Below are 15,811 nucleotides of genomic sequence, written 5' to 3'. Positions count from 1 at the left end.
GGGGCAGGGTGTCGAGCTGTCAATTACGACAGAATGTAGGACCCACAGCCCATCGGCAGCCCCGGACGGTTAGGATCAGGAGCACGTTCTCGGGTGCGCTAACTGATTTTGGAGGACCGTTGACTGCCGTAGTGCCTTCGCGGGGAGAACTCGAGGCCACTCGGCCCATGCCTGCACGGATGGGTCCCAAGGGCAACCTGATCTACAAGCTGGTGACCACCACCGATCACAAGCTGATCGGCATCATGTACTGCGTCGCCTGCTTCATCTTCTTCTTCCTCGGCGGGTTGATGGCGCTGTTCATCCGCGCCGAGCTGGCCGTTCCGGGCCTGCAGTTCCTCTCGAACGAGCAGTACAACCAGCTGTTCACCATGCATGGCACCGCGATGCTGCTGTTCTACGCGACGCCGATCGTGTTCGGGTTCGCCAACCTGGTGCTGCCGCTGCAGATCGGCGCCCCCGACGTGGCCTTCCCCCGGCTGAACGCGCTGTCGTTCTGGCTGTTCGTCTTCGGCGCGATGATCGCGCTGGCCGGCTTCATCACCCCCGGTGGTGCCGCCGACTTCGGCTGGACGGCCTACACCCCGCTCTCGGACGCCATGCACAGCCCCGGCGCCGGCGGTGACCTCTGGATCCTCGGCCTGGCCGTCGGTGGTCTGGGCACCATCCTCGGTGGCGTCAACATGATCACCACCGTGGTCTGTATGCGTGCCCCCGGCATGACCATGTTCCGGATGCCGATCTTCACCTGGAACATCTTCGTGACGTCGATCCTGGTGCTGGTCGCCTTCCCGCTGCTGACCGCGGCGCTGTTCGGCCTGGCCGCCGACCGCCACCTCGGTGCGCACATCTACGACCCCGCCAACGGCGGCACCATGCTGTTCCAGCACCTGTTCTGGTTCTTCGGGCACCCCGAGGTGTACATCATCGCGCTGCCGTTCTTCGGCATCGTCTCGGAGATCTTCCCGGTGTTCTCCCGTAAGCCGATCTTCGGCTACACCACCCTGATCTACGCCACGATCAGCATCGCCGCGCTGTCGGTGGCGGTGTGGGCGCACCACATGTACGTCACGGGCGCGGTGCTGCTGCCGTTCTTCAGCTTCATGACGTTCCTGATCGCGGTGCCCACCGGCATCAAGTTCTTCAACTGGATCGGCACGATGTGGAAGGGCCGGCTGACGTTCGAGACGCCGATGATGTTCTCCATCGGCTTCCTGGTGACGTTCCTGCTCGGTGGCCTGTCCGGCGTGCTGCTGGCCAGCCCGCCGATCGACTTCCACGTCTCCGACAGCTACTTCGTCATCGCGCACTTCCACTACGTGCTCTTCGGCACCATCGTGTTCGCGACCTACGCCGGTATCTACTTCTGGTTCCCGAAGATGACCGGACGCCTGCTCGACGAGCGGCTGGGCAAGGTGCACTTCTGGCTGACGTTCATCGGCTTCCACCTCACGTTCCTGGTGCAGCACTGGCTGGGTGACGAGGGCATGCCGCGCCGCTACGCCGACTATCTGCCGTCCGACGGCTTCGAGACCCTGAACATCGTCTCGACCATCGGCGCGTTCACCCTCGGTGTCTCGGTGCTGCCGTTCACCTGGAACGTCTTCAAGAGCTGGCGCTACGGCGAGGTCGTCACCGTCGACGATCCGTGGGGCTACGGCAACTCGCTGGAGTGGGCGACCTCCTGCCCGCCGCCGCGGCACAACTTCACCGAACTGCCCCGGATCCGTTCGGAGCGGCCCGCTTTCGAGCTGCACTACCCGCACATGATCGAGCGGATGCGCAAGGAAGCTCACGTGGGTCGTGCGCACGGCCCCGACGACGGTGACGTCACGCGCCTCGACGACGAGCACGTCCGCACCTAGCCCGGGATTCATAAACTCTCGGTATGACCATGTCCAAGGTGTCGGTGCTGATCACCGTCACCGGTGTAGACCAGCCTGGGGTCACCTCGGCGCTCTTCGAGGTGCTGGCCCGCCATGAGGTCGACCTGCTCAACGTCGAACAGGTCGTGATCCGCGGGCGTCTGACGCTCGGTGTGCTGGTGTCCGGGCGCGCCGACGTGGCCGACGGTGCCCAGCTTCGTGACGACGTCACCGATGCGATTCACCGCGTCGGGCTGGACGTCACGATCGAGCGCAGCGACGACATGCCGATCATCCGCGAACCGTCCACCCACACCATCGTGGTGCTCGGGCGGCCGATCACCGCCGCGGCGTTCGGTGTGGTGGCCCGCGGCGCGGCCGCACTCGGGGTCAACATCGACTTCATCCGCGGCGTCTCCGACTACCCGGTGACGGGGTTGGAGCTGCGGGTGTCGGTGCCTGCCGGGGTGGGCAGCGAACTGCAGACGGTGCTGGCCCGGGTGGCCTCCGAGCAGGGTCTCGATATCGCCGTCGAGAACTACAGCCTGGAGCGACGGGCCAAGCGGCTCATCGTGTTCGACGTCGACTCGACCCTGATCCAGGGCGAGGTCATCGAGATGCTGGCCGCCCACGCCGGCGCCGAGGAAGCCGTCGCCGCTGTCACAGAGGCCGCCATGCGCGGCGAGCTGGACTTCGCCGAGTCACTGCATCGCCGGGTGGCCACCTTGGCCGGCCTGCCCGCCGAGGTGCTCGAGGAGGTCGCCGACCAGATCGAGCTCACCCCCGGTGCGCGCACCACGATCCGGACCTTGCGCCGCTTGGGTTTTCATTGCGGCGTGGTGTCCGGCGGTTTCCGTCAGGTCATCGACCCGCTGGCACACGAGCTGATGCTGGACTTCGTGGCTGCCAACGAACTGGAGATCGTCGACGGCAAGCTGACCGGCCGGGTGGTCGGTGAGGTGGTCGACCGCGCCGGTAAAGCCAAGGCGCTGAGGGACTTTGCGCAACAGGTCGGCGTTCCGATGGAGCAGACGGTGGCCGTCGGCGACGGCGCCAACGACATCGACATGCTGGCGGCCGCCGGCCTGGGCGTGGCGTTCAACGCCAAACCCGCGCTGCGCGAGGTCGCCGACGCCTCGCTGAGCCATCCCTACCTGGATACCGTGCTGTTCATCCTGGGTATCACCCGTGCCGAGATCGAGGCGGCCGATGCGGTCGACGGCACGCTGCGCCGGGTGGCGATCCCGCCGGAGTAGAGGCGCGACCCGCCGAGCGTGCGGGTTTTCGTTGACGATCGTCGGTCTTTTCACCGATAACGCCCACGCTGGGCGCGCAAAGCAACATCGAGATCGACGCTGGCGCGGGAATGTTCGAGAAGCGCCCTCGCTACCGTCGATCTCGGCGCCAGTGCGCCGGAGTAGGCGAGCGTAACGCCACGGCGGAAATCGTTGCGGTATTTCGCCATGGCGTTACTGTCGGCGCGCTAGATGACGACGGCCGTTGTCTCGGGGATAGCTGCTCCGGTGATGTTGCGCCACGCCCGACCGAGCAGTTCGATGGCCTCGGTCAGCTCAGCTTCGGGCAGTGCGAACGGAATTCGGACGAATCGCTCCAGTGTGCCGTCGACGCCGAAGCGAGGGCCCGGCGGCAACTCGACACCGAGCCGGGACGCCGACGCGCACATCGCCGAGCTCACCGGGGCGGGCAGCTGCACCCACATCGACATCCCGCCGTTGCCCGGCAGTGGACGCCAGTCCGGCAGGTGCTCCTCGATCAGCGTGAGCAGCAAAGCCCTTCTGCCGCGCAGGATCTCCCGGCGCTCAGGCAGCACGTCGTCGGCCCGCTCGGTGAGAAGCCATGCGGCAGCCAGCTGTTCGATCACCGACGTGCCGAGATCGATCGACGGGCGCAATGCGCGAATCGTCGCGAGCACGTTCGGCTCGGCCCGGATCCAGCCGATGCGCATGCCGCCCCAGAACGACTTCGACATCGAGCCGATCGTGATCATCAGGTCTGTCCGCGAACCCATCGACGCGGCCACCGGCGGGGGCACCGGCTCATCGAGCCAGATGTCGGTCATGGTCTCGTCGATCACTGTGCGGGTGCGGGTCTCGGCGATGATGTCGGATAATCGCTTGCGATCAGCGGCCGGCATCGAGAACCCCGTCGGATTGTGGTTATCGGGCACGAGGTAGGCCAGGGTCGGGGCGAGCTGACGAACGGCCGCATGCACGGCGTCGAGTTCCCAACCCTCCCTTGTCATTGCGACGGGGACCGGTCGTGCGCCCGCGGTGGCGATCGCGGTGAGCACGCCGTGGTAGGTCGGCTGTTCGACAAGCACCCGGTCGCCGGGCTGGATGTAGGTCGCCAGGATCAGCGCGATCGCGTGCTGTGCGCCGCTGGTCACCATGATCTGATCGGCGGTGGTGGGAAGCCCTCTGGCGCAATACCGTTCGGCGATCGCGGTGCGAAATGCCAGCACCCCGCGCATGTCGTGACCGGTCTCTTGCAGGTACGTGGCGGACTGGCGGGCGGCCTCGGAGAACGCCTCCTGCACGGCGCTGGCCGGGGCGGCCAGGGCGGCCTCGGCCAGGTTGATCCGGGCCGGCGTATCACTCGGCACGGCGATCGGGGTGTGGGGGAGCGCCACCGTGCTGCGGGCACCGCGGCGGGCATGCAGGTAGCCGCTCTCGCCCAGCTCGGTATAGGCCGCGGTGACGGTGGTGCGGGAGACCCGCAGCGCCTCGGCCAGCACGCGCTCACTGGGCAGGCGCGACCCGACCGGAAGCCGGCCGTCGACGATCAACATCCGCAGGCCGTCGGCCAGCGCCTGATAGGTGGGGCCACTGCGGCTGGAAGTACGCCAGTTGCCCAGTTCGCGGGCCAACAGGTCCGGATCAAGGGCTCTGGTCGTCATAGGAGTCACCATTTGCATGCCAGTATGACCGAACTGGCTATTGATGGGCAAGCCAGTCGGGAGGAAGCATGGCTGTCATGAGTACCTGGTTTTCCCGAGTGGCCCACCGACTGGCGACCTTGCTGGACGCCGATCACGGCCCATGGAACCCGACGACGACCGGCTGGGACGACGTCGACGCCGACGCCCGCCGGCTACGCGGTGACCTCGACGCGCTGCGCGTCCGCTTCTCCGACCACCGGTGAGGGCGGCGCTGCGCGGAGTCGCGCTGCTGACCGGACTGGCCTGCTACGGCTTCTCGATGGCCATGATGGTGCGGGCCAGTCTGGGGCTGGACCCCTGGGACGTGTTCCACCAGGGCCTGACGTTGCACACCCCGATGACCATCGGAGTGGCCTCGGCGGTGGTCGGCGTCGTCGTGCTGTTGTTGTGGATTCCGTTGCGGAACAAGCCCGGCATCGGCACCGTCGCCAACGTCATCGTCATCGCGATCACCGTCGACGCCGGGCTGGCCGTGCTGACCGCACCCGAGTCGATGCCGGCTCGCATCGCCCTGATGCTGGGGGCGGTCGTCCTCAACGCCGTGGCCACCGTGTTGTACGTCGGCGCCGGACTCGGGCCCGGACCCCGTGACGGGCTGATGACGGGATTGGTTGCGCGGACCGGCCTTTCGGTGCGACTGGTGCGTACCGCGATCGAGGCCACCGTGCTGGCCCTCGGCTGGCTGCTGGGTGGGAGCGTCGGTGTCGGCACCGTCATCTACGCGTTCGGGATCGGACCGATGGTTCAGCTGCTGCTGCGGCTGACACCCAAGCCGGTCCTGGCCGTGAGCGGCTGGGCACATCTGGTCGGACACACCCGAAATCGCAACGACCCCAGACGTGCGGATCGAGACGAATGCGGCACGATGGTGCAGTGCCCGATGCCGCCGACGAGGTCGACCCCGACCTGCTGATCGACTTCCGGAAAGTATCGCTGCGCCGTGGCGGACAGGTCCTGGTCGGACCCATCACCTGGCAGGTCGAACTCGACGAACGCTGGGTGGTGATCGGCCCCAACGGCGCCGGCAAGACCTCGCTGCTGCGGATCGCGGCCGCCATGGAACATCCGTCGTCGGGCACCGCGCACGTGCTGGGCGAGCGCCTGGGCCGCACGGACATGGCCGAACTGCGCCAGCGGGTCGGCCTGAGCAGCTCGGCGCTGTCGCAGCGGGTGCCCGATGGTGAAGTGGTCCGCGATCTGGTCGTCTCGGCCGGTTACGCGGTGCTGGGCCGCTGGCGGGAGACCTACGAAGACGTCGACTACGAACGGGCCGTCGACACGTTGGAGAGCGTCGGCGCCGAGCACCTGGCCCAACGCACCTACGGCACCCTCTCCGAAGGTGAGCGCAAGCGGGTGCTGATCGCGCGTTCGCTGATGACCGATCCGGAGCTGCTGCTACTCGACGAACCGGCCGCCGGTCTCGACCTGGGCGGCCGCGAGGAGCTGGTGTCCCGGCTGGCCGATCTGGCCGCCGATCCCGATGCGCCGGCGCTGGTGCTGGTCACGCACCACGTCGAGGAGATCCCGCCCGGTTTCAGCCACTGCCTCATCCTGTCCGAGGGCCAGGTGGTGGCCGGCGGACTGCTGCATGACACGCTGACATCGGAAAACCTGTCCACCGCGTTCGGGCAATCGATCGCGCTGGACAACATTGACGGCCGCTACTTCGCCCGGCGCGTGCGCAGTCGCGCGGCCCACAGGAGGCGTTTGTGAGCGAGCAAGTGACCGGGGACAAGCCCGAACCGCTGCCGATCCGACCGGCGGCGACGGTCATGTTGATCCGGGACACCGCCGAGGGCATCTCGGTATTTCTGATGCGGCGGCACCGCGCCATGGAGTTCGCCGGTGGCACCACGGTGTTTCCCGGCGGCGGTGTCGACGACCGCGACCGCAACTCCGACATCGCCTGGTACGGCCCGGGGCCGGACTGGTGGGCGCAGCGATTCGGCATCGAAGACGACCTCGCCGAAGCGCTCGTGTGCGCCGCCGCGCGCGAGACGTTCGAGGAATCCGGGGTGCTGTTCGCCGGGCCTGCCGACGATCCCGACGGCATCGTCGCCGACACGTCGATCTATCGCGATGCCCGTGCGGCCCTGGTCGACCGCAGCCTGTCGTTCTCGGAATTCCTGCGCCGGGAAAACCTGGTGCTGCGCGCCGACCTACTGCGGCCGTGGGCCAACTGGGTCACTCCCGAAGAGGAGCGCACCCGCCGCTACGACACGTACTTCTTCGTCGGCGCCCTTCCGGACGGTCAGCGCGCCGACGGCCACAACACCGAATCCGAACAGGTGGCGTGGAGCAGCCCCGAAGCGGCGCTCGAGGATTTCGCCGAGGCCAGGACCTTCCTACTGCCGCCGACCTGGACGCAGCTGGACTCGCTGGCCGGACGCACGGTCGGCGAGGTGTTGGCACTGGACCGTCAGATCGTGGTGGTGCAGCCCAATCTTGCTGTCCACAATGGCAATTGGGAGATCGAGTTCTTCAACAGCGACCGCTACAACGAGGCCCGCAACCGCCGCGCGCCGCAGGGTTACTGACGTGCGCGAGTTCGTCAGCATCCACGTCGGCGAGCAGCACCCCGGCGTCGGTGTGCTCTTGGTGTCCCGGCCGCCGACCAACGCCCTGACCCGGCAGACCTACCGCGAGCTGATCTCAGCGACGGCCGAGCTGGCCGAGCGCGCCGACATCGCCACCGTCATCCTGTTCGGCGGCCACGAGATCTTCTCCGTCGGTGACGACGTCCCTGAGTTGCGCACCCTGAACCGCGCCGAGGCCGAGGCCGCCGATCTGTTGCGCCGTGAGGCCATCGACGCGGTCGCGGCGATCCCCAAGCCGACGGTCGCGGCCATCACCGGTTACGCGCTGGGCACCGGTCTGAGCCTGGCGCTCGCGGCCGACTGGCGGGTCAGCGGCGACAACGTCAAGCTCGGCGCCACCGAAATCCTCGCCGGTCTGGTGCCCGGCGGCGGCGGGGCGCAACGGCTGGCCGACACCGTCGGGTCGGCGCGCGCCAAAGAACTGGCGTTCAGCGGTCGGTTCGTCGACGCCAAGGAGGCACTGCCGCTCGGGCTGATCGACGAGATGGTGGCCCCCGACCACGTCTTCGATGCCGCGGCGGTGTGGGCCGGCCGGTTCACCGACGCGGCGCCGAGCGCGCTGGCCGGTGCCAAGGCACTGATCGACGGCCGGCTCGATGCCGGTGAGCAGGCCCAACGCTACGGTGAGGTCTTCGCTGCGGGCGATGCCAGTTAGGCTGCCCTGATGACGACGATCGACCCCGCCCCGCAGCCGCACGCCACTGCCGAGCAGGTGGAAGCGGCGCTGAAGGACAGCAAACTCGCCCAGATCCTGTACCACGACTGGGAGGCCGAGAGCTACGACGACAAATGGTCGATCTCGTACGACAAGCGCTGCGTGGATTACGCCCGCAATCTCTTCGACGCCACCGTGCCGCCCGAGGAATTGCGTGAGCTGCCCTACGACCGTGCGCTGGAGCTCGGCTGCGGCAGTGGCTTCTTCCTGCTCAACCTGATCCAGGCCGGGGTGGCCCGGCGCGGATCGGTGACCGACCTGTCGCCGGGCATGGTCAAGGTCGCCACCCGCAACGGCGAGAACCTGGGCCTGGACATCGACGGCCGGGTCGCCGACGCCGAGGGCGTCCCCTACGAGGACAACACGTTCGATCTGGTGGTCGGTCATGCCGTCCTGCACCACATTCCGGACGTCGAGAAGTCGCTGCGCGAGGTCGTGCGGGTGCTCAAGCCTGGCGGCCGGTTCGTGTTCGCCGGCGAGCCGACCACGGTGGGCAACCGGTACGCACGTGAGTTGTCGACGCTGACCTGGCGGGTGGCCACCAACGTCACCAAGCTGCCCGGCCTCGACGGCTGGCGTCGCCCGCAGGCCGAACTCGACGAGTCGTCGCGCGCGGCCGCGCTGGAGGCAGTCGTCGACCTGCACACCTTCGATCCCGACGACCTCGAGCGGATGGCCCGCAGCGCCGGTGCGGTCGACGTGTCGACGTCGACCACCGAGTTCACCGCCGCGATGCTGGGCTGGCCGCTGCGCACCTTCGAGGCCGCCATCCCGCCCGGAAAGCTGGGCTGGGGCTACGCCAAGTTCGCGTTCAACAGCTGGATCGGGCTGAGCTGGGTCGACGACAACATCTGGCGCCAGGTTGTGCCCAAGGGCTGGTACTACAACGTCATGATCACCGGGGTCAAACCGTCCTGACCTTCGGGCGCGACGACGTCACCTACCTGACCAGTGACGCCGGTGTGGCGGCGCTGGCCGAGGTGGCCCGCTACCCGCTGACCGACGCCAGCCGGCTGGCCGATGTCGCGGCCATCCGCGACCGGTTCGCCGAGCGCTCGGTCGCCCTGATCGAGACCACGCTGCTGCGCCGCAAAGCCGTCGCCAAGCTCGGCGCGCTGGGTGACGTGTCGGGGTGGTTGTTCACCGACGACGCGCTGCAGCAGGCCACCGCGGCGCCGGTGGCCCGGCACCGGGCCGCCCGGCTGTCCGGTGCGGTGGTGCACGACGCAACGTGCTCGATCGGCACCGAGCTGGCCGCGCTGCGCCCGGTGGCGGCCGAGATCATCGGCAGCGATATCGACGACGTTCGGCTGACGATGGCCCGCCACAACGTGCCCGATGTGACCCTGTGCCGCGCTGACGCGCTGCATCCCGTCACCCGGGACGCGGTCGTCCTGCTCGATCCGGCGCGCCGATCGGGCGGGCGTCGGCGCTTCGACCCCAGCGCGTACGTCCCGCCGCTGGACGGTCTGCTCGATGCTTACCGCGGGCGGGCCACCGTCGTGAAATGTGCTCCGGGAATCGATTTCGACGCCGTGCGCCAACTGGGATTCGACGGTGAGATCGAGGTGACCTCGGCCGGTGGTTCGGTGCGGGAGGCCTGCCTGTGGTCGCCTGAGCTGGCCACGCCGGGCGTGCGCCGCCGGGCCTGCGTGCTGGACCGCGACGAGGTCGTCACCGACGCCGATCCCGACGACAGCGCGGTCGGCCCCGCCGGACGCTGGATCGTGGACCCCGACGGCGCGATCGTCCGCGCCGGGCTGGTCCGGCATTACGCCGCCCGGCACGGACTGTGGCAACTCGATCCCGACATCGCCTATCTCAGTGGCGATCACGTGCCTGCCGGCGTGCGCGGTTTCGAAGTGCTCGACGAACTGCCGCTGCGGGACAAGGTATTGCGGCACGCACTGTCGCAGCACGACTGCGGGCAACTGGAGATTCTGGTGCGCGGAGTGGACGTGGACCCCGACGCGCTGCGCAGACGGCTGCGGCCCACGGGACGTGCCTCGATGTCGCTGGTGATCACCCGGATCGGCTCGGGCGCAGGCGAACGCACGTGTGCGTTCCTGTGCAGACCATCGGCCGCAGTGGGCTAGCGCGGGTACGCTGGCGTCGACGGCTACAGTGCCGTCTCACAGCGCGAGGACGATCGACGAATGCGCATTCTCATCCTGACAGCTCTGGCAGCGGGTGTTGTGCTGGGCGAGCACACGATGGCGGTCGCCGGCGCGGCCACCGACTGCGCGGCGCTCGGCGGAGCGGTCGAGGCCGACAACATCTGCCATGTGCACAGCGCCGCGTCCAGCTACACGATGGATCTGCGGTTCCCCACGAACTACGCCGACGAGCAGGCCGTCCTCGACTATCTGACGCAGAATCGTGACGGGTTCACCAACGTCGCGCAGACCCCGGCCGCGCGCAACGCCCCCTACGAAATGGATGTCACCACACAGTCATTCACCTCAGGGCCGCCGACCGGCGGCACCCAGAGTGTGGTGCTCAAACTGTTCCAAGATGTCGGCGGCGCCCATCCGACGACGTGGTACAAGGCGTTCACCTACGATGTGGCGCACCGCAAGCCGGTCACATTCGACACGCTCTTCGCGCCCGACGTGAAGGCCGTCAACGCGATATTTCCCATCGTGCAACGCGATCTCGAGCGCCAGACCGGGTTGACCGGCGTCATCGCGACCAGTGACGGACTCGACCCGTCGCACTACCAGAACTTCGCCGTCACCGACGATGCGGTGATCTTCTTCTTCGGCCAGGGGGAGTTGCTGCCCTCGGATGCGGGCGCCACATCGGCTTCGGTGCCACGGGCCGCGCTGCCCCCGCTCGCGCTATGACTTACGCGGGATCGAAGCTGTACAGCTGACCGGCGCTGGTGGCCACCACGACTCGGCGATCCAGACCCACCGACACCCCGACCGGGAACCCGTCGGCCTCGGGCAGCGGATAGCTGTTGAGCGTGCGGCCGTTGGCGGTATCGAATGCCAGCAACGACAAGCCGGACGGCGGATTGGCGACCACGGTGTAGCCCACCGTCGTGGCCTGACTCGACGAACTCAGCGGCGTCACGTCATCGCGGCGCCACGCGATGTCGGCGTGATTGCCGCCGTCCTTGAGCGCGACGAGGTGGGTGTTCGGGCCGCCGCCGACGACGATCAGCCCGTCCGGTGACACCGACGGCGGTGTCTGCGGTAGGAAGTCCAGCGGCACAGACCATTTCACCTTGCCGTCGGAGGTGTTCAGAGCCCACAGCTTGTGGTCGCGGCCGGTGACGTACACGACTGTGCCGTCGGCCGAGGCCACCGGCGCGGCCAGCACGCCGTCGGCGATGGCGTCGCTGCTCCACTCCCGGGTGAGCAGCGGGGTCTGGCCGGGGTGGTACTGCAGGCCGACGAGCGTCGACGCCTTGGCGCCCGGCAGCCACAGGTTCACCACGATCATGTGGGTTTTCTCGGCGTAGGCGGGGGGAGCCGACACCGGGCACTGGGGCATCCCGTGGGCGCAGTCGGTCAGCCCGCGGGTGGAATCGGTCGGGTCGAGACCCTCGACGAGATCGAGCGGCGTCCCCGTCACGTCACCGCGATGCGAGTCGAACACCAGCACCTGTCCCAGATGGGTGACGACCAGCAGCTGGCCGCCCCCGAGAAACCTTGCCGTGGTGGGCATTCCGATGACGTTCTGGCGCCAGCGGATCCACTGGGTGGGCGGGTAGGCCTGCATGGTGCCCGGCTGGCCGATGAACAGATTGTCGAACTGGTCGAACAACGGGCTGGCGAATCCGCCGCCGAGCACCTGGCGGATGCACCAGCGCTGCCGGCCGTTGTTGTCGTTCTCCCACACCATCAGCGAACAACCGCCTGCGGTCTGTCCGTTGACGGCCAGGTAGCTGCCGTCGCCGAGGGCGGCTCCGGCGCCCAGCTCACCCTTGACCGATCGGCTCCACTTCAGGCGCAGCGTGGAGGCTCCGCCGGTGGTGGTGTAGCTGCTGTTGGCGGCGTCGCCGTATTGGGCGGACCAGCCGTGCGCCGCGGTGGAGTCGACCCAGGAGTCGGTATTGCCGCAGCCGGCCAAGCCGGTCACGACCAGCGCGGCCGACGCCGTAGCCAGCAATCGCCGCAGCACCCGTGCCACCTTCCATCACGCCAACCCGAACCGGACAGTACAGGCGAGGGTAACGCGTCCCGCTGTTGCCGTTAGGCTCTCAGCCCATGACGTCGATGTGGGGCTCGCCGGTCCACAAGAGGTGGAAGGGCTCTCGCCTGCGTGATCCGCGTCAGGCCAGGTTCCTCACCAAGGAATCCCTGCGGTGGGTCATCGCCAACCGGGCGTACACGCCCTGGTACCTGGTGCGCTACTGGCGGCTGCTCAAGTTCAAGCTGTCCAACCCGCACGTCATCACCCGCGGCATGGTTTTCCTGGGCAAGAACGTCGAGATCCACGCGACCCCTGAGCTCGCGCAGCTCGAGATCGGCCGGTGGGTGCACATCGGTGACAAGAACACCATCCGCGCCCACGAAGGCTCGCTGCGATTCGGCGACAAGGTGGTGCTGGGCCGCGACAACGTCATCAACTGCTACCTGGACATCGAACTCGGTGATTCGGCCCTGATGGCCGACTGGTGCTACGTCTGCGACTTCGACCACAAGATGGACAACATCGAGATGCCGATCAAGGACCAGGGCATCGTGAAGAGCCCGGTGCGCATCGGCCCCGACACCTGGATCGCGGCGAAGGTGACGGTCTTGCGGGGCACCACGATCGGGCGCGGTTGCGTGCTCGGCGCGCACGCCGTGGTCAAGGGCGACATCCCGGACTTCTCTATTGCGGTCGGCTCGCCGGCGAAGGTCGTCAAGAACCGCAAGCTGGCCTGGGACACCTCGGCCGCTCAGCGCGCCGAGTTGGCAGCGAACCTGGCGGACATCGAGCGGAAAAAGGCGTCTCGTCTAGAGGCTTAGGTCACCACAGGGCGGGCCTTTGGGCACTATGGTCCGGCGTTTGTCCGGAGTTATGCCAGAGACATCCATTCACGTCTCGTTGGGGAGGGCCCTGTGACGATCTCCAGAATCATCAAGGCAGTACTGGCCACCGCGGTGAGCATGCTCATCGTGCTGGCGGCCGCGCCGTTTTCGGCGGCGGCCGACTATCCCATCGTCGGCAGGTTGGGTAGCCCGCTGACGATGACCGACAGTGTCGGCCAGGTAGCCATGACCTGGACGGTCAGCGACCTGAAACCCTGTAACGACGTCATGCCCGGCTACCCGGTTGCCGGCAAGCTCTGGGAGGCGACGGCCACCGTCAATGCCCTGAATGGTCCTGTCACGCCTGCCATTTCGCAGTTCAACGCGGTCGCCCCCAACCAGGCGGCCTACCGGGTGCTGTGGATGGTCGCCGCCCCGATGAACATCAGCGGCGCCACCATCCCGGCGGGTGCGACGGCGACGGGCAAGATCCACTTCGACGTCACCGGTCCGCCGCCGACCACGGTCACCATGAACAACGGCATGCAAGACCTGTTGATCTGGACGCCCTGACCTACCAGTCGACAGCGAAATGCTCGGCCAGCGCTGACCGGCCCGCGGCGGTCACGGTCACCGCACGACCGCGCGAACTGCGGGCCAGCCAGTCCGCGGAGACGAACCGGTCCAGCAGGCCGCGGCCGAGCCCGCCGGCCAGGTGGTGGCGCTGCTCGGTCCAGTCCACGCAGTAGCGGATCAGCGGGCGGCCCCCGGTCGGCAGGACCACACCGAGCGCGGTCAGAAATTCCCGGCCCGCGCCGGTGAGCTCGTAGCGGATGTCGTGGCCCGGGTTGCTCGGGGAATCGCGGGCGTCGCGGTCCGGGTCGTAGCGGCCGTCCCCGCCGATCAGCACGCCCTTGTCCAGCAGGGCGGCCATCACCGCGACGCCGAGCCGCCCGGCGAGATGGTCGTAGCAGGTGCGCGCCGACCGCAGCCGCGCCGCTCGGGTGCCCTCGCGCAGTGAACGGACCGGGCGCGGCGGCGAGAGCCGGACCAGGCTTTCGATCAGCTCGCCGACCTGCGGGCCGGCCAGCCGGTAGTAGCGATGCCGGCCGTGGGCCTCCACCCGCAGCAGGCCTGCTTCGGTCAGCTTGGCCAGGTGGCTGCTGGCGGTCGGTCTGCTGACACCGGCCTCGTCGGCCAGCACGCTGGCGGGCAGCGCCCGTCCGTCGTCGAGGGCCAGCAGTACCTTGCAGCGCGCCGGATCGGCCAGCAGCGAGGCGACCGCGGCAATATCGGCGTCGCCGTGGCTGGGCAGTTCGGCGGCGTCACGCATGACTGGCCTCCTTCTCGACCGCCGGATCGCTTGCGGCCTCCTCCGGCATACCCCACCGCACCGACAGAACCCCGCCGATCAGCAGCACCGCCGTACCGACGGCCATCGCCGCGCGCGCACCACCACCGGAGCCGTAGAGCGACCCCAGCGCCGCGGTGCCGACCGTGATGCCGGTCAGCCGTGACAGGTTGACCAGTCCCGACCCCAGACCGGTGTTCTGCGATGGCACCGACGACAGCGCCACGCTCACGGCCGGACCGGTGGTGACGGCCAGACCCGCGCCGGCCAGTACGAGCGCGGCCTCGATCCACCCGAGCGGGGCGGTCGGGCCCGCCGCGCCGTAGATCGTCAGGGCGGCGGCCAGCGTCGTCAGGCCGGCCGCGATCGCGACGCGGGCCCCGGTGCGCCGGGCGACGACGTTCACCACCGGGATCAGGGCGAGATAGGTCATCGGCAGCGGCAGGAACTGGAGTGCGGTGGTCAGCGGGGTGGCTCCCCGCAGCTGTTGGAAGGCCAGGCTGTTGATGAGCACCAGGCCGTAGGTGCCGAACGTCATCGCGAACGTGGCCACCAGCCCGGCCCTCAGCGATCGGTGACGGACCAGCTCGGGCGGGACCATCGGCTGGGCGATACGTCGTTGCCGCACAACGAAAGTGGTGATGCAAGCGACGGTGACCACGACCAGGGCCGCAGTCGGCGCCGCGCCGAGGTGACGACCCTGCACCAGCGCCAGGGTCAGGGCGGCCAGGCCGGTGGCGGCCAGCAACTGGCTGCCGATGTCCAAGCGAGGGCGCCGCGGATCCGACGACTCCGGCAGGTACCGGTAGCTGATGGCCAGTGCGACGACGCCGACGGGCACGTTGAGCCAGAAGATGGCGCGCCAGCTCACCGACTGGGTGAGGACTCCGCCGAGGATCGGGCCGAGCGCCGTGCTGGACGCGGCCGCGATCGCCCACGCCGCGGTGGCCCGGGCTCGCCCGGGCGCGTCAGGGAAGGCAGCCGCCGCGATCGCGAGGCCCTGCGGCAGCATGAGCGCCGCCGCTGCTCCCTGGACGGCCCGACCGGCCAGCAGCACCGGCAACGACGGTGCCAGCGCGCAACACATCGAGGCGGCCACGAAGACGACCACGCCGATCCGCAGCAACCGGCGCCGGCCGAACGCGTCGCCGAGAGTCCCGGCGCCGAGCAGCAGCGCGGCGAACGTCATGTTGTAGGCGTCGACCGTCCACTGCGCGGCCGTCAGGCCCCCACCGAGATGCGTACTGATCGCAGGCAGCGCCAGATTGACGGCATTGCTGTCGATCAGGCCGAGTACCAGCCCGAGGTAGGCGGCGACCAGGGTCAGGGTCGACGAGCGTTGTGGAGCCATACCCGC

Annotated in this window: 16 protein-coding genes; 12 read left to right on the top strand and 4 right to left on the bottom strand. The window is 68.5% G+C overall.

Annotation, left to right across the window (positions count from 1 at the left end; genetic code table 11):
- Nucleotides 1-119 precede the first annotated feature (119 nt).
- Both ctaD and serB read left to right on the top strand, forming a co-directional pair.
- On the top strand, nucleotides 120-1,865 hold the full coding sequence (gene ctaD / locus EV580_RS05190) for an aa3-type cytochrome oxidase subunit I (RefSeq protein ID WP_166654585.1): 1,746 nt from the start codon (nucleotides 120-122) through the stop codon (nucleotides 1,863-1,865).
- A 29-nt stretch (nucleotides 1,866-1,894) separates the two neighbouring features.
- Entirely contained in the window at nucleotides 1,895-3,121 is a 1,227-nt protein-coding gene (gene serB, locus EV580_RS05185; RefSeq protein WP_166654643.1) for a phosphoserine phosphatase SerB, read from the top strand.
- A 227-nt stretch (nucleotides 3,122-3,348) separates the two neighbouring features.
- On the opposite strand, the gene yczR is transcribed toward serB, so the two are convergent.
- A complete protein-coding gene (yczR, locus tag EV580_RS05180; RefSeq protein WP_133690025.1) occupies nucleotides 3,349-4,794 on the bottom strand; it encodes a MocR-like transcription factor YczR in 1,446 nt (481 codons plus the stop codon).
- Nucleotides 4,795-4,850: 56 nt separating this feature from the next.
- Here yczR and EV580_RS33615 point away from each other — a divergent pair, with 56 nt between their 5' ends.
- From EV580_RS33615 to EV580_RS05145, 8 genes are read left to right on the top strand one after another with little or no spacing between them, the layout of a single operon-like run.
- Nucleotides 4,851-5,027 carry a hypothetical protein gene (locus tag EV580_RS33615; protein WP_208114598.1) on the top strand — a complete coding sequence of 59 codons (177 nt, stop codon included), beginning with the start codon at nucleotides 4,851-4,853 and terminating at the stop codon, nucleotides 5,025-5,027.
- Nucleotides 5,024-5,737: a membrane protein YczE gene (yczE, locus tag EV580_RS05175; RefSeq protein WP_133690024.1), complete on the top strand. Its 714-nt coding sequence runs from the start codon at nucleotides 5,024-5,026 to the stop codon at nucleotides 5,735-5,737. The genes EV580_RS33615 and yczE overlap by 4 nt, the downstream gene beginning before the upstream one ends.
- Nucleotides 5,680-6,537 carry an ABC transporter ATP-binding protein gene (locus EV580_RS05170; protein WP_133690023.1) on the top strand — a complete coding sequence of 286 codons (858 nt, stop codon included), beginning with the start codon at nucleotides 5,680-5,682 and terminating at the stop codon, nucleotides 6,535-6,537. Before yczE ends, EV580_RS05170 begins: the two co-directional genes overlap by 58 nt.
- 59 nt (nucleotides 6,538-6,596) lie before the next feature.
- The gene (locus EV580_RS05165; RefSeq protein WP_353619843.1) at nucleotides 6,597-7,361 is read left to right on the top strand and encodes an NUDIX hydrolase; all 765 of its coding nucleotides are present in this window, start codon (nucleotides 6,597-6,599) and stop codon (nucleotides 7,359-7,361) included.
- A 1-nt stretch (nucleotide 7,362) separates the two neighbouring features.
- Nucleotides 7,363-8,076 (top strand): enoyl-CoA hydratase, encoded by a 714-nt coding sequence (locus EV580_RS05160; protein ID WP_133690021.1) that lies wholly within the window; start codon nucleotides 7,363-7,365, stop codon nucleotides 8,074-8,076.
- Between the two features lie 9 nt (nucleotides 8,077-8,085).
- The gene (locus EV580_RS05155) at nucleotides 8,086-9,054 is read left to right on the top strand and encodes a class I SAM-dependent methyltransferase (protein ID WP_133690020.1); all 969 of its coding nucleotides are present in this window, start codon (nucleotides 8,086-8,088) and stop codon (nucleotides 9,052-9,054) included.
- Nucleotides 9,051-10,232 (top strand): THUMP-like domain-containing protein, encoded by a 1,182-nt coding sequence (locus tag EV580_RS05150; RefSeq protein WP_166654642.1) that lies wholly within the window; start codon nucleotides 9,051-9,053, stop codon nucleotides 10,230-10,232. Before EV580_RS05155 ends, EV580_RS05150 begins: the two co-directional genes overlap by 4 nt.
- Nucleotides 10,233-10,292: 60 nt before the next feature.
- On the top strand, nucleotides 10,293-10,982 hold the full coding sequence (locus EV580_RS05145; RefSeq protein ID WP_133690018.1) for an esterase: 690 nt from the start codon (nucleotides 10,293-10,295) through the stop codon (nucleotides 10,980-10,982).
- Nucleotide 10,983: 1 nt separating this feature from the next.
- Here EV580_RS05145 and EV580_RS05140 read toward each other — a convergent pair whose 3' ends face one another.
- Nucleotides 10,984-12,267 carry an outer membrane protein assembly factor BamB family protein gene (locus EV580_RS05140; RefSeq protein WP_133690017.1) on the bottom strand — a complete coding sequence of 428 codons (1,284 nt, stop codon included), beginning with the start codon at nucleotides 12,265-12,267 and terminating at the stop codon, nucleotides 10,984-10,986.
- Between the two features lie 86 nt (nucleotides 12,268-12,353).
- On the opposite strand from EV580_RS05140, the gene EV580_RS05135 reads away from it, so the two are divergent.
- Together EV580_RS05135 and EV580_RS05130 are read left to right on the top strand one after the other, a co-directional pair.
- Nucleotides 12,354-13,100 carry an acyltransferase gene (locus EV580_RS05135; protein WP_133690016.1) on the top strand — a complete coding sequence of 249 codons (747 nt, stop codon included), beginning with the start codon at nucleotides 12,354-12,356 and terminating at the stop codon, nucleotides 13,098-13,100.
- 141 nt (nucleotides 13,101-13,241) lie between these two features.
- A complete protein-coding gene (locus EV580_RS05130) occupies nucleotides 13,242-13,676 on the top strand; it encodes an MPT63 family protein (RefSeq protein WP_166654641.1) in 435 nt (144 codons plus the stop codon).
- A gap of 1 nt (nucleotide 13,677) precedes the next feature.
- On the opposite strand, the gene EV580_RS05125 is transcribed toward EV580_RS05130, so the two are convergent.
- Both EV580_RS05125 and EV580_RS05120 read right to left on the bottom strand, forming a co-directional pair.
- Nucleotides 13,678-14,436 (bottom strand): ArsR/SmtB family transcription factor, encoded by a 759-nt coding sequence (locus EV580_RS05125; RefSeq protein ID WP_133690014.1) that lies wholly within the window; start codon nucleotides 14,434-14,436, stop codon nucleotides 13,678-13,680.
- Nucleotides 14,429-15,805, bottom strand: a complete 1,377-nt coding sequence (locus tag EV580_RS05120; RefSeq protein WP_133690013.1) for an MFS transporter — start codon at nucleotides 15,803-15,805, stop codon at nucleotides 14,429-14,431. The genes EV580_RS05125 and EV580_RS05120 overlap by 8 nt, the downstream gene beginning before the upstream one ends.
- Between the last annotated feature and the right edge of the window lie 6 nt (nucleotides 15,806-15,811).

The organism is Mycobacterium sp. BK086 (assembly GCA_004362315.1).
GTDB lineage: Bacteria > Actinomycetota > Actinomycetes > Mycobacteriales > Mycobacteriaceae > Mycobacterium.
Note: the sequence above shows the minus strand (reverse complement) of the source record. Positions and strands in the feature narration are given on the sequence as shown.

Excerpts from the sequence above, each read along its gene's own strand:
- EV580_RS05130 (WP_166654641.1), top strand. The coding sequence starts at position 13,242 with ATGCTCATCGTGCTGGCGGCCGCGCCGTTTTCGGCGGCGGCCGACTAT.
- EV580_RS33615 (WP_208114598.1), top strand. The coding sequence starts at position 4,851 with ATGGCTGTCATGAGTACCTGGTTTTCCCGAGTGGCCCACCGACTGGCG.
- EV580_RS05145 (WP_133690018.1), top strand. The coding sequence starts at position 10,293 with ATGCGCATTCTCATCCTGACAGCTCTGGCAGCGGGTGTTGTGCTGGGC.
- EV580_RS05120 (WP_133690013.1), bottom strand. The coding sequence starts at position 15,805 with ATGGCTCCACAACGCTCGTCGACCCTGACCCTGGTCGCCGCCTACCTC.
- EV580_RS05165 (WP_353619843.1), top strand. The coding sequence starts at position 6,597 with ATGTTGATCCGGGACACCGCCGAGGGCATCTCGGTATTTCTGATGCGG.
- serB (WP_166654643.1), top strand. The coding sequence starts at position 1,895 with ATGTCCAAGGTGTCGGTGCTGATCACCGTCACCGGTGTAGACCAGCCT.
- EV580_RS05135 (WP_133690016.1), top strand. The coding sequence starts at position 12,354 with ATGACGTCGATGTGGGGCTCGCCGGTCCACAAGAGGTGGAAGGGCTCT.
- EV580_RS05155 (WP_133690020.1), top strand. The coding sequence starts at position 8,086 with ATGACGACGATCGACCCCGCCCCGCAGCCGCACGCCACTGCCGAGCAG.
- EV580_RS05170 (WP_133690023.1), top strand. The coding sequence starts at position 5,680 with ATGCGGCACGATGGTGCAGTGCCCGATGCCGCCGACGAGGTCGACCCC.
- EV580_RS05125 (WP_133690014.1), bottom strand. The coding sequence starts at position 14,436 with ATGCGTGACGCCGCCGAACTGCCCAGCCACGGCGACGCCGATATTGCC.
- yczR (WP_133690025.1), bottom strand. The coding sequence starts at position 4,794 with ATGGTGACTCCTATGACGACCAGAGCCCTTGATCCGGACCTGTTGGCC.